The sequence below is a fragment of the Roseimicrobium gellanilyticum genome (genome assembly GCF_003315205.1).
GTDB classification, from domain to species: domain Bacteria; phylum Verrucomicrobiota; class Verrucomicrobiia; order Verrucomicrobiales; family Verrucomicrobiaceae; genus Roseimicrobium; species Roseimicrobium gellanilyticum.
The window spans coordinates 252,620-264,871 of record NZ_QNRR01000003.1 but is presented as its reverse complement, the minus strand read 5'-3'; the positions used below and the strand labels follow the sequence as shown (position 1 = coordinate 264,871).

11 protein-coding genes and 1 tRNA gene are annotated in these 12,252 nt (G+C 54.1%); 10 read left to right on the top strand and 2 right to left on the bottom strand.

Annotation, left to right across the window (positions count from 1 at the left end; all coding sequences use genetic code 11):
• The first annotated feature begins 233 nt into the window (after window positions 1-233).
• Together DES53_RS11095 and DES53_RS32505 are read left to right on the top strand one after the other, a co-directional pair.
• Window positions 234-692, top strand: a complete 459-nt coding sequence (locus DES53_RS11095; protein WP_147263345.1) for a hypothetical protein — start codon at window positions 234-236, stop codon at window positions 690-692.
• A gap of 267 nt (window positions 693-959) precedes the next feature.
• Complete coding sequence (locus tag DES53_RS32505) at window positions 960-1,316, top strand: hypothetical protein (RefSeq protein ID WP_147263344.1); 357 nt, start codon at window positions 960-962, stop codon at window positions 1,314-1,316.
• A gap of 211 nt (window positions 1,317-1,527) precedes the next feature.
• Here the strand turns inward: DES53_RS32505 and DES53_RS11085 are convergent, their stop codons facing one another.
• Window positions 1,528-2,880 (bottom strand): hypothetical protein, encoded by a 1,353-nt coding sequence (locus DES53_RS11085; protein ID WP_147263343.1) that lies wholly within the window; start codon window positions 2,878-2,880, stop codon window positions 1,528-1,530.
• A gap of 299 nt (window positions 2,881-3,179) precedes the next feature.
• Window positions 3,180-3,929, bottom strand: coding sequence for a hypothetical protein (locus tag DES53_RS11080; RefSeq protein ID WP_147263342.1), 750 nt, complete (start codon window positions 3,927-3,929; stop codon window positions 3,180-3,182).
• Window positions 3,930-4,435: 506 nt separating this feature from the next.
• On the opposite strand from DES53_RS11080, the gene DES53_RS11070 reads away from it, so the two are divergent.
• The 8 genes from DES53_RS11070 to DES53_RS11035 all read left to right on the top strand — a co-directional run bounded on the left by DES53_RS11070 (window position 4,436) and on the right by DES53_RS11035 (window position 12,252).
• A complete protein-coding gene (locus tag DES53_RS11070; protein ID WP_113958323.1) occupies window positions 4,436-5,929 on the top strand; it encodes a hypothetical protein in 1,494 nt (497 codons plus the stop codon).
• Between the two features lie 1,032 nt (window positions 5,930-6,961).
• Window positions 6,962-7,036, top strand: a tRNA-Arg gene (locus tag DES53_RS11065).
• Between the two features lie 74 nt (window positions 7,037-7,110).
• The gene (locus tag DES53_RS11060) at window positions 7,111-8,277 is read left to right on the top strand and encodes a pyridoxal phosphate-dependent aminotransferase (RefSeq protein ID WP_113958322.1); all 1,167 of its coding nucleotides are present in this window, start codon (window positions 7,111-7,113) and stop codon (window positions 8,275-8,277) included.
• 158 nt (window positions 8,278-8,435) lie between these two features.
• Complete coding sequence (locus DES53_RS11055; protein WP_113958321.1) at window positions 8,436-8,726, top strand: hypothetical protein; 291 nt, start codon at window positions 8,436-8,438, stop codon at window positions 8,724-8,726.
• Between the two features lie 154 nt (window positions 8,727-8,880).
• Window positions 8,881-9,909: an NAD-dependent epimerase/dehydratase family protein gene (locus DES53_RS11050; RefSeq protein ID WP_113958596.1), complete on the top strand. Its 1,029-nt coding sequence runs from the start codon at window positions 8,881-8,883 to the stop codon at window positions 9,907-9,909.
• Between the two features lie 7 nt (window positions 9,910-9,916).
• Window positions 9,917-10,384 (top strand): GNAT family N-acetyltransferase, encoded by a 468-nt coding sequence (locus DES53_RS11045; protein WP_113958320.1) that lies wholly within the window; start codon window positions 9,917-9,919, stop codon window positions 10,382-10,384.
• Window positions 10,381-11,400, top strand: coding sequence for a dihydrodipicolinate synthase family protein (locus tag DES53_RS11040; protein WP_113958319.1), 1,020 nt, complete (start codon window positions 10,381-10,383; stop codon window positions 11,398-11,400). The genes DES53_RS11045 and DES53_RS11040 overlap by 4 nt, the downstream gene beginning before the upstream one ends.
• A 96-nt stretch (window positions 11,401-11,496) precedes the next feature.
• A complete protein-coding gene (locus DES53_RS11035) occupies window positions 11,497-12,252 on the top strand; it encodes an MIP/aquaporin family protein (protein ID WP_113958318.1) in 756 nt (251 codons plus the stop codon).

Sequence of the window (12,252 nt, the reverse complement as noted above, 5' to 3'; positions counted from 1 at the left end):
CTATCACGAAGAGCGCCGAGACATCGAGAGTAAGTTACTCGCAATCTCGACTAGACATAGTTGTGCGACAAAAAGGGAGAACAACAAGAGAAATGTCTGGAACCACGGGCGGCCTCTCTGGTATAATCGTTATTGACAATGTGTAATAAGGAATATCCGCCATCAGTGAGCGAGTAAATGCGCTTCATTGATGGAAGCCGCTGAGGCCGCCGATGTGCTGAAGCCCGGAGTTCATGAGCCAATGTCCGCATCATCAAAATTATGTAAGTAGAATAGACAACGTGAGAGGTAATAAAGAGAACTCCTTCATCGTACCCGAAGGAGATTACAGGATAAGATTGGTCGACGCAAAAATTGAGTTCGACAGACAAGGTAAGGAGCGACTGAGATTTGTGGGGGACGTACTCTCCATGAAAGACCGGTTCAGGAACTTTCAAATCGGCAAGAACTACCCCGAAGGCTCAAACGAGATGCTTTCGGAACTCCACACCATCTTGGGCAGTGATGTCGTGGAGGTAGTTAATGAAGATGGGGAAGTTCTGCGGGAGGGCTTGCACCTTCTGATAGACAGGGAATGCGATGTGAGAGTCGTTCATGTTCCAAGTCGCAAGCACGAACAGCCATACTGTAAAGTTGTACTCGTGACCAAACCGGGCATTCTCGTCCAGATGCCAGGGAACGAAGCAGCGTAGTAGAACAAAGGGGAATCCGAAACCAATCGCCCAGATGTGGTGGCTCAAAGCCGGTACATCTGGGCGATTCATTTTTAGGGGCTGACAGTTCGCTTGCAGTATGGAGCAACAAGAGCGATTTATTCTCTGGGTAGGGTAAAGCTCCGTACGCTTCAGGTTTTGGACATCCGAAGGGGGCTGACTTCGAGACACTCAATTAGTAAGCGTCCCGGAATCAACATCCTTATGTGCCGCGAGATGTTCCTGGTATCGGAAGTACCCAAAGCCATGATACTCCGTGACACAAGAGACCATGCCGTTCTTGGGACAATGAGTGAGAGTCTTCACTCGCACATCGGCAAACCTCCCTTTGAACCGATTCAAGAAAGCAAACCGCCTCCTGATGGACTTGCTGGATGTGGGGAAGAGCCGGTCGAAATAGTTCCCCAAGTCCCGAACGAGTTGAGTGAGTTCGTCGTAGCGGTATTGTTTGTAGAACTTTCGCCGGCCATGAAAGGCTGTTTGAATGGCGAAATGAACGCGGACTACCTGATAGGGGATGCCATTTCCAGTTTGCACGCGATTGGTTGTGATGCCGTCGAACTGCATGGTATATCTGCCTTCCGGGAGATACTTGGGATTTGAGTGCAAGACGACGGACTGAGTGATTCCATTTTCGGAGTCGATTTCCATGAATGATGACTGGCGTATGATGGCGCCAATTGTTGATATGCTTGTTTGAAACTTGTAACTTGAGGCTCCTTGACCGCTAGAACGCACAGGGGAATTTTCTGGTGCGTCTTTGCGGCTCGGGAGTATGAGGACAGCGGACAAGGGTAAAAGTTGATCAGAAGGGCTAAGAACGCTGTTTCTTGGCCTTTGCTCTTTTACGCTTGGACGCCTTGCGCAGTTCCTTCTGAAGTTTGCCGATGTAGGACTTTGTTCCGGGTCGTAGGTTGCCCATGCGAATGACTCGGGGGAAACCATAGATGGATGCCCCGTATGATTCGAGGAATTCCTTCAATTGCTGATTCAGTTCGATGGCGCCTTTCCGGTCAGTGTCGACCTGATTGTGCCAGGCAGTGTCGTAGGCTTGTTTGATGTCGATGGCTTCAGTTTGATACTTGAGCACACGATCCAAGCCGCGTTGATGGTCAATGAGACGAACATCAATGGAAGGGGGCATTTCGATTCCTGGTTGATTCGTGAGGAAGTCCACAAGGGCAGGCTTCAATTCGGGACTGATTCGATCCGCAGTGATGACGACGTGAGAATGGGGAACCACACGAACAGGAACGAAGCTGTGCAGAGCCAATTCATGAACCACACAGGCACCATCGATCCAGCCACTTTTGAGAAGATGACGGACTGCTGCTTCATTGGCCTCCCAGTAGTCCTGCATCACTGGGTAGTTTGTTGAACCCAGAGAGTGATGACCATTGAAGGAGCATGTGAGGTGGAAAAAGTTGGTCTCACTAAATGCCGGAGCATACATGAGACTTGATTCCATCCCAGTCACGTAGGCGCACTTACTGCAGAAGGCCCATTGATGACAGGGCACTTTCTTCCCATTGAGTATGTTTCCACAGTAGACAATCTTTTCGGACTTGGTGTAGTTGGAGACAATGAGTGGGTAGATGTTTTCAAAGTAGTTCCCCTTGTCGAAACCATCCTGATACTGAGTGCGCTTGGTGTTGGCTACCCTCAGGAACCGATTCTGCTTATCCGACAGTAGTGTTCCATTTGCTTCCAATTCATCCCAGGAGAACCAGTTGAGTTGGTCCATGCGCTTATAGGTATTCGGGGTCTTCTTCTCGCCTTTCGGCGCTCCACCAACCCCGGCCACCTTGTGAATTGTCTGTGGGCCAGTGGGAGCTTGGATGATTACAGGGGAGACAGCACGAGGACCGTCAAGGATTAGACTGTAATCACGAGAAGCTGAAACAGGGGAGGGAATGAATAAATGGGGAGATGAAGGAGAGATTAGTATATCATCATCTTTTAGAGGCGCAGTTCCGGAATCTGACCGGTTGCTGCTCTCTGCTGATATTTCCTGAGCCTGCTTGGGGCCTTCGATTTCCTCTGCGAACCTTGCGGAAGCATCCAGAATGGGGGTGCTTTCGGAAACTTCGACGGAGGGGGACTGAGATGCTGACTTGCTTGACGTGGGCTGAGAGCCGCCCTGGCTATGTTGGTCTTTTTCTTTCATTGCTTTCTAGGGCATCCTCGGCCCAACCGGGAGAGATTTCCCGGCTGGGGCGAAGATGCGATCTGGAGCCTATCATAGGTTATGCAGAATGCAAGTGGAAAGTATGCATAAGATAAGTGCGATATATATGTATGCAACCAGGGGGGGCTGCACCTCTATTGCCCCTCAATCACCGAGAATCATCCCAGCGTGTGATGAGATATTCAGTGCGAGTCTGGCATCTTTCGGTTTTCCGACGGTGCTTTAATCTCGGCTCCCACTCACTGAGAGCCGAGATCGTCTCGCATGCCGACTAAGGACTAGGCGGCCAGTCTTTTGATGTTGTCTGCAATCATCTTAAGTTCAATTTTGAAGAGTTCTCCTTCCATTGTTTCAAGGTCTTCTGGGGAGGGGGTGCTGAGATATTCTTGAAGCTTTGTAGCCACTTTGACTGCGGTCTTCAGTGGCACTGGACGCTTCTTTGGAACCTTAGTCGGATCCTTTGGCTTCTTTGGCTCAAGTTCAGTGCGTACTTTCGCAAGGTCTTCTGCAGTCGGGTTTCCATTTGTGCGTTCGTGTGCGATTTCCAGGACCTTCACACGGTTGTCTTCACTCGCGCGCAAAAGTTCCCGTGCAGTTCTTTCGTTTTTCGGAAGCAGCTTGCTGTCAACCCTGGTTTCCAAGACAAGGAGCAGATCGGCGCATCTGATGAGCTGAGATGCTCTTTGGCGAGTGTAGTTCCACCGTTCTTTCAGGTACTGCTCAAACGTCGGCTGGGTATAGAGACTCTGGTCTCGTATCACAGCCAACGCCCTTCCTACCTCGAGGAATGTGTCTAAGCCTTTCGTGATGATCGTTTCTTGCTCGGCGAGAACTTGCTTTTGTTCCTCAGTGAGCAGAACAACGGCGGTTTCGGGTGCATTGCGTTTGGCCAGGGCAGTGCTACGTTGTTTTGGTTTAGTTGGCTGAGCGTCCATACTCGCGGACTGAATCGGGGCCACTTCTGCTACAACAGAAGTGGTCCGCTCTACATCTTGTTGGTCCATAGGGGGTGCATTGTTAGTGTTCATGTTGTTTTCTGATGATTAGGCTAGGCGCGTCACGTGGGCCTGAGGGCACGTTCGCCAAGAAGGCGAAAATGGGTTGTGTGAGTTAGCCGTCTGCGGGTGAATCCTCAGGCGCTTGGTCTGTTTCCAGGCTCTTCAGGTAAGCAATCAGTGACTCGACGACGATGAGGCGAATCCCCCGTGTCGCGTTCTTCTTCTTCAGCACGACGCTCCTGACAGGTGGTCTAAAACCGTTGGCGACGCTGGGAAGAATCAGAGCGTTGAGTGCCGAGCGTGAAAGTCCCGTTTCGGGGTCTGGGGTTCCTGACCTTGGGAGTCGGATGGTGGTAGGTCGATTTGGTTTCACAGTAGTGCGAGGTGGTTAGGTCCATAGCATGCGGCAAAGCGATTCCGATGACACCCGCCTACGACGTCCAAATTTGCTCTCTGGGTAAATGGACGTAGTTTCGTGTTGACAATGCTTGCGGCGTCGGCGGGTCGCACGTATATCCCGAGGCTTCCAGTGATAGATGAGTCCAACAATTAGCGCTTCACAACTACGATCCCTCGCTGTAGGTGGCGAGGTGAAGGGAGTGCGAATTTCCGGGATAGATTTGCCCCAGATCTGGAACCTTCAGGAGTTTGTTCCAGTGGAGGGTGAGTACCTTATTCTAAGAAGCACCGCAGCCGATTCCACAGGCTTTACCAGCGGAGCAGTCAGGCGCAGCCTTGTGGTGCTGAGGCCGCCAGTGCGGATGGGGCTTATCCCTGCCGTAGCGCTTCATGTATCTCTTTCGCAAGATTGGTCCGCCTATCCAGTCGCATGTGAAATTACTGACCGCTATCGCTGCTACTTGGTTAGAATCGGGGACGCCGACTGGGTAGAAGCGCTCTTACGAATTTCTGAGGGGTTTGTTGAGCCATTTTTGAAGCTTCTGGCACCTGACCTTGATTGTGTAAAAGCGGACATGCAGAGTATGAACGCTAGCGGAACGGGGGCCTCGGCCAGCGCGGTCGATAGAACCTTGTTTGAGCGCAAGATCCATTCTCTGATTCGGGGATACGCTGACATCAACAAAGCACCAGCCTTGACATTTCCATCGCACAAGATGGCGCTAACTTGGTACGGTGCAATGATGTCTCAGAATGAAGGCTGGAAGTCGGCGTCGATAGAGGAGAGGGGACATCTATTCGAGCGTTATATTCGAGCTAACGCGCCTACTGACCGGTCTTCCGACTGCCTAGGGGAATTGTTCGGTAATCGGACAGCGAGGATTGGATTTGGGAGCATCCCCGCAAAGCAATGGACTAAACCTCGCGTTAAAGAATGGCTGACCCAAGGTGCATCTTTGGGAGAAAGTGTACCTGGCTCTGTGATTGTGGAAATTGCCCGAACGTTGGGTGATAGTAGCCCCGGGGGGCCCCGGAAGTTGTCTTTTGCGTACCAAGGAGCGCCAATGTTTGAATTTGGAGACAGTAAGCCGAAGGAAGATCAGCTTGAGAAATCTGGATTGTGGTGGTGGAATGATCCCGAAAATCGATTTGGTTCCAGTGCGTGGCAGCTGTTCGAAGACAATTGGGAGCGAAGCGCGTACTTTTACGAATTTCGTGCTCGGGTGACTGGAAGGATCGTTTATGAGCCCTTCAAGGTACCGTGGGCATGGCTGGGTGCTAAGGAACGAGCCGCATTGTACTACCTGTGGCCCATGCGGTTGGATCGTGTGTACTCTTTTGTGCTCAAGAAATCACCAATGGCGACCGTCGATCTGCGAGAGCCATTGGAGCAAATTTTGACTCATATTCGCGGGGAACACCTTGTCTTCCATCGGAGGGATAGCTTGAGTTTGCTTGCGGGAGAGCCGGAAAAGGGTGAGCGCTATGATTGGAATCTCATCGAGGCAATTGACCGGGAGATCTTTCTTAATCAGACTCTGGGCGACAATTATCGGAGGGTGAAGTCGCGTCACCTCGAGAGGTACAAAAAGCTGTGTCAAGATTGCGGAATAGATCCGCTGGTGGATTAGGTCGTCACCAAGGTTTCCGTAGTGTTGGTGTGAGAGCCTCCACCCTTAAGACTGTAAAATCCGGCAAACCCTCAACCGCCTTCTTCAGTGCTTTAGGAGAGGCTACAGACTGAAAAGAAATGGACAGTTAGTGCTCGCTTCGTAGTCTACCGCGGTGCCAATAGGCATCCCGACGCCCTATTTGGGAGGTGTTGCATGTGTCTTCCCCTTATGAACTTCGAACTTGGATTATCAAAAGACTGGGCCAGCATGTTGGGCAGGGTGGCCCTCCAATTTACACGACAAGAACTTGTGAAGGATGTGCTGACTCAACGCCGCACCGAAGTCCTACCCTTTTTTCTTAGCTATTGTAGGGAGCGCTTCGGTCCCTCTGCAATTGAGGATTCGATTACAGTAATCCGATGCAAAATGAGGTCTGACGACGATGAGAAGCATGGAACAGTCCTATTGTCTGTTGTTGAGGCACCCGGCGAAGCTCCATGCCTAGCCGGAACTTTTTTTACGCTAGACCTATCGAATCAGGTTCTTCGTCTTTCAGTTGAAAGCCCGTGGTAGCCTTGCGAGGCATAGAACAGCCGGGCCAGCTTGTTCGTGTCATCTACGATTCGTTGCAGTGTTTCGCGTTCTGTCATCGTGTCTTTCGTTTGAGGGTGGGGCTTTCAGGTCTGTGGTTGTCTCCGCACTTGAGGCATTGAGCGATTTAGCCGGGGGCTTTACTCAGGTGGTAGCAGAGTGCCTACCTTGACGTGAATTCGGTGCTGGGTTTCCAGGTCCAAGTGAGTGTACCGGGAAAAAGTTATTCAGGGGGTGGTTGGAGGCAACTTTGACGACGATACGCCCCCGTACGGGAGTGTTTAAGGTGAATGAAAGAGTGTTGCTTTGGTCGTAGAATTCGCCATCTTCAGCCGCTCATGCCACTTTCTCAAACCTCCCGAAACACCAACGCACTTACGACCCAGCAGGTGCAACTTTTGGTGCAACTTTGGGGTTTTAGGGGCGATTTGATTGATGTAAAGTTCTCATAATTAACAAGTCCCCGTAGTTCAACGGATAGAACGAGGGTTTCCTAAACCCTAAATTCAGGTTCGATTCCTGACGGGGACGCCAGGCTTTTGCCGGTCTGACCTGGATGCAGGGTGGGAGACTTGCGAATCGGTGGGCTTCGGTTAAGTCGCACGCGAATGCCTGACACTTCTACGCGCCTCACGAATTTTTCCGAATCGGTCATCCGAGGCATGACCCGAATGGCCAACCAGCATGGGGCCATCAATCTCTCACAAGGGTTCCCTGACTTTGGTCCACCGGAAGAATTGTTGGTGGCGCTTGAGCGGGCAACGAGAGGGGATTTCCACCAGTACTCGGTTACCTGGGGGGCGCCGAGATTCCGAGCGGCCCTGGCAGCGAAGATTTCGCGATTTTCCGGGCTGGCTCTGGATCCGGATGAGCATCTGGTGGTGACCTGTGGCAGCACGGAGGCGATGATGGTGGCCATGATGACTGCCTGCAATCCGGGGGACAAGGTCATCGTGTTCTCCCCGTTCTACGAGAACTATGCGGCCGACGCGATTCTCTCCGGGGCGCAGCCCATCTTTGTACCACTGATGCCACCAGACTTTGGCATTTCCATGGAAGAGCTTGTGAAGGCGTTTCAGCAGAAGCCCAAGGCCATCATCGTGTGCAATCCCTCCAATCCCACGGGCAAGGTATTCACACGGGAGGAGTTGCTGCAGATTCTTCGGCTGGCTGAGGAGCATGATGCCTTTGTGATCACGGACGAACCGTATGAGCACATCGTGTATGCTGGCCATGAGCACGTGCATTTCGCCGCGCTCCCGGGGGCTTTTGAGAGGACGATCACCTGCAATTCACTCTCCAAAACGTACTCCATCACCGGCTGGCGCCTGGGATATGTACAGGCCAGCGCGCCGGTGATCCGGCAGGCAAGGAAGGTGCATGATTTTCTCACCGTGGGCGCCGCAGCGCCACTGCAGGAGGCGGCCATCGCAGGACTCGAACTTCCCGACAGCTACTATGAAGGACTGAGAGATCTCTACAGCCTGAAGCGTGAGGTGTTCTTGAAACTCCTTCGCGACACAGGACTGACTTACACGGAGCCTCAGGGGGCCTACTATGTGATGCTGGATGTGTCTGAGCTGGGCTTTGCAGATGACACCAGTGCAGCCGGGTGGATGGTGACAGAGGCCGGTGTGGCTGGCGTGCCGGGTTCCAGCTTTTTCCGCGAGCCGACGAAGCAGATGGTTCGCTTTCACTTTGCGAAGAGCGAGGCGACACTGCGTGAAGCGGGGGCGCGATTGGTGGATGGGATTTCGCGAAGATTGCGCGGGTAACAGCAGGTGTTGCAATCGCACGAAATTTTTAGCACATCACAAGATTCTTTTTGCTTCGAGTTGTAGAAATTGGCGGCACAAAAATATCACTTCGGGTAAAAAAACATCCGGAAGAAAAAGAAACTAATTGGAAGCGGCTCTCAGGTGTTTATGCGGGCATGAACATCTTGTCCTCCTACGAAATCGATCGATGCGACTACGTTTGCGCGAATGGCTTCAGCTTTACAGCAGTTCGAGTGGACGAAACTGACGTGCCGGATCAGGCTGCCGCAAAAGAAATGGTAGCCAACCTCGGCCGCCAGTTTGGCAATGTTTTCATCATGGGGGTGCGGCGTGCTACACGGGGATGGAGCTTCTACTATCCGGAGAAGACGGTCCCGTTTCCCCGCGAAGTGCAGGCGACCAATTGGGACAAGCTTCCCTGGACGCGCCAGCAGCTCTCTGCCTGACGTCGCGTAGGCGACGGTTGTGAACTGCTGATGTGCATTGGAGACTGCGAAGACTGCGGAATGTCTTCTCAAATCATGATTCCGTCACCAAGATGTGGTGACAGGCTAAAAGTCCACGCTTGCTGCGTACATGTGGAGCCGTCCACCTGTGCGCATGCAGCAACCCACAAACACCACTGAGCTTGAAGATCTCCTGAGTCTGCCGACCAGCGGAGTGCGCGAGGCGCTTCGGGCATTGGAAGGCGATGTGGCGATCCTCGGCGCTGGCGGTAAGATGGGGCCGACGCTTGCGCGCATGGTGCGGCGGGGGCTGGATGAGCTGGGCCAGCACGAGAGGAAGGTCTTCGCTGTTTCACGCTTCTCGGATGCAAAGTCCCGTGCTGAACTCGAAGGTCATGGGGTCATTGTGATCCCATGTGACTTGCTGGAGCGCGCTGCGGTCCAGTCCCTGCCGGAGGTGCCGAACGTGATTTTCATGGCGGGGCAGAAGTTTGGCACGACGGAGGCCCCGGAGCTCACGTGGGTGATGAATACTCTCGTGCCGGCGAATGTGGCGGAGCGCTATGCCAGGTCACGCATCGTGGTCTTTTCCACGGGATGTGTGTATCCACTCGTGCCATTGAGTGGCCCGGGCTCGCGAGAGGAGGATGCCCTGAATCCTCCCGGTGAATATGCTGCCACCTGTGTGGGGCGTGAGCGGGTGTTCACGCACTACGCAAAGCAGCATGGCACACGGGTGCTCTTCTTCCGGCTCTGCTATGCGAATGACCTGAGGTACGGCGTCCTTCTGGATGTGGCGCGGAAAGTGGCATCAGGGCAACCGGTGGATGTGAGCATGGGCGCCGTGCATGTCATCTGGCAGGGCGATGCGAATGCGCGGGCAATCCAAAGTCTGGCTTACACCTCGAATCCACCGCTGGCACTCAATGCCACGGGGCTGGAGCGTGTGTCTGTAAGGTGGCTGGCCGGGCGTTTTGGTGAATTACTGGGAAAGGAGCCCATCATCTCGCGAACTGAAGGAGAGCGAGCATGGCTTTGGGATGCCTCACGTTCTTACGAGTGGTTCGGACCGCCAGAGGTGAGCCTCGAAGAGATGATGCAAGCAACGGCGCAATGGCTTCGACAGGGAGGCGCTACCATCAACAAGCCTACGCACTTCGAAGCCACGGACGGAAAATTCTGATCGGACCATGAACATACGAACCTACCAGCCCGATGATTTGGAACAGATGCGACGCATCACCATTGAGGGATTCGATGGCACCGCGATCGACCAGAACGTGGAGCGCAACTTTGGTCCGCTCGCTGGACATGACTGGCGCTGGCGCAAGGCCCGACAGGTGGATGAGGATTGCGAGGTGAATCCAGCTGGCGTGTTCGTCATGGAGGAGGACGGGAAAGTGCTGGGATACATCACCACTCGCATTGACCCCGGTGTAGGGAAGGGGCGCATTCCCAATCTGGCGGTGGACAGCACTGCTCAGGGCCGGGGCATTGGGCGCAAACTCATTGACCATGCGGTTGCATACTGCCGTGGTGAAGGCCTGGCCTATGTGATGATTGAGACCATGGCGAACAATGTTGTGGGACAGCATCTCTATCCCTCATGCGGATTCGTGGAAGTGGGGCGGCAGATCCACTATGCGCTGAAGGTATGAATCTGGGGATTCGTGCCATGCTGGACGAGGGGGTCGCCATTCCTGCGCACCCGCTTGCTTTGAACTCCGCGAGGAAGCTCGATGAGCGGCGTCAGCGTGCGCTTTCGCGTTACTACATCGCGGCTGGTGTGGGTGGCCTCGCGGTGGGAGTGCATACCACGCAGTTTGCCATTCGCGATCCGCGTGTGGGGTTGTATGAGCCGGTGCTTTCCCTCGCGGCGGAGGAGATGAATCGAGCTGTTCATCCATTGGTGCGTGTTGCGGGAGTGTGTGGTGAAACGCGACAGGCCGTCGCGGAAACGCAGACGTGCGAGAAGCTCGGCTATCACGTGGTGTTGTTGAGCCTCGCTGCCCTGCGGGATGCGGATGAGGATGCTCTGATCTCCCATTGCCGTGCGGTGGCGGAGGTCATGCCGGTGGTGGGTTTCTATCTGCAGCCGAGCGTTGGGGGGCGGGCGCTGGGATTCTCCTTCTGGCGCAGGTTTGCCGAAATCGAGGGCGTGGTGGCGATCAAGATTGCGCCGTTCAACCGGTATCAGACGCTCGATGTGATTCGCGCCGTCATGGAGGTGGGGCGTGACGACATTGCCCTGTACACGGGAAATGACGACAATATCATCGCCGACTTTCTCACGCCTTATTCCTTCGGAGGTGCGGCCCGCAGGATTGTCGGCGGGTTGCTGGGGCACTGGTCAGTGTGGACCCGGCAGGCGGTGGAATATCACAGAAACAGCCGGAATGCGGAGCCAACCCCGGATTTGCTGCGACTTGGCGTGGAAGTCACCGATTGCAATGCTGCATTCTTTGATGCAGCAAATCACTATCACGGATGCATTGCAGGTCTTCATGAGGTTCTACGTCGACAGGGATTGCTGGAGGGCCTCTGGTGCCTCGATGAAAGTGAAGGCCTGAGCTCCGGTCAGAAGGATGAGATTGACCGGGTATACGCCGCCTATCCACATCTCAGCGATGACGCGTTTGTCGCAGAACATCGGGATGCCTGGCTGAGGGCTTGACGCTGCAGAGCGCCGGCAATCAAGGTTATGCGTGCAATTGTATTGACGTTTTAGTGGCCTTCTGCGCTGACTAGGGGTGAACGCTTCCTATCCCTTATGGAACCCTACCTTGGAGAAGTTGTGGGCACGGCATTGCTCATCCTTTTTGGCGACGGAGTTGTCGCCAATGTGTTGTTAAACAAATCGAAAGGCCAGAATGGAGGCTGGATTGTCATCACTGCGGGCTGGGGGCTCGCGGTGATGATCGCAGCCTACTCCGTCGGTACAGTGAGTAGTGCACACCTCAATCCGGCGGTGTCCATTGGATTGGCTGCCATCGGCAAGTTTGATCCAGGATTGGTCCCTGGGTACATTGCCGCCCAAATGCTGGGAGCCATGATTGGCGCCACACTCGTGTGGCTGGCGTATCTGCCGCATTGGTCGGTAACCTCCGATCAAGGCGCGAAGCTGGGCATCTTCTGTACAGCACCCGGTATCAGGCATACGCCTGGAAACCTCATCTGCGAGATCATTGGAACGGCCGCGCTGGTCTTTGGCGCACTGGCGATTCCCTCGGAAAGCAATTTCACCGTGGAGGGCTGGTCCACGGGGTTCGGACCGCTTCTGATAGGGCTGCTGGTGTTTGCCATTGGCTTGTCGCTGGGCGGTCCCACGGGATATGCCATCAATCCTGCGCGGGATCTTGGTCCCCGCATCATGCACGCGCTGCTGCCCATTCCGGGTAAAGGAGGTTCCGACTGGAGCTACGCATGGATCCCTGTGGTGGGGCCCATCATCGGCGGGCTGATTGGTGCTGGAGTGCATCACCTGCTCTTCGCTCAGAAAGTCATCGAAAAAACCACGCTTCCCTGA

Bases quoted from the DNA above. Each gene is read 5' to 3' on its own strand.
- DES53_RS11060 (WP_113958322.1), top strand. From the start codon at position 7,111: ATGCCTGACACTTCTACGCGCCTCACGAATTTTTCCGAATCGGTCATC.
- DES53_RS11055 (WP_113958321.1), top strand. From the start codon at position 8,436: ATGAACATCTTGTCCTCCTACGAAATCGATCGATGCGACTACGTTTGC.
- DES53_RS11035 (WP_113958318.1), top strand. From the start codon at position 11,497: ATGGAACCCTACCTTGGAGAAGTTGTGGGCACGGCATTGCTCATCCTT.
- DES53_RS11045 (WP_113958320.1), top strand. From the start codon at position 9,917: ATGAACATACGAACCTACCAGCCCGATGATTTGGAACAGATGCGACGC.
- DES53_RS11095 (WP_147263345.1), top strand. From the start codon at position 234: ATGAGCCAATGTCCGCATCATCAAAATTATGTAAGTAGAATAGACAAC.
- DES53_RS11085 (WP_147263343.1), bottom strand. From the start codon at position 2,880: ATGAAAGAAAAAGACCAACATAGCCAGGGCGGCTCTCAGCCCACGTCA.
- DES53_RS11080 (WP_147263342.1), bottom strand. From the start codon at position 3,929: ATGAACACTAACAATGCACCCCCTATGGACCAACAAGATGTAGAGCGG.
- DES53_RS11070 (WP_113958323.1), top strand. From the start codon at position 4,436: ATGAGTCCAACAATTAGCGCTTCACAACTACGATCCCTCGCTGTAGGT.
- DES53_RS11050 (WP_113958596.1), top strand. From the start codon at position 8,881: ATGCAGCAACCCACAAACACCACTGAGCTTGAAGATCTCCTGAGTCTG.
- DES53_RS11040 (WP_113958319.1), top strand. From the start codon at position 10,381: ATGAATCTGGGGATTCGTGCCATGCTGGACGAGGGGGTCGCCATTCCT.
- DES53_RS32505 (WP_147263344.1), top strand. From the start codon at position 960: ATGATACTCCGTGACACAAGAGACCATGCCGTTCTTGGGACAATGAGT.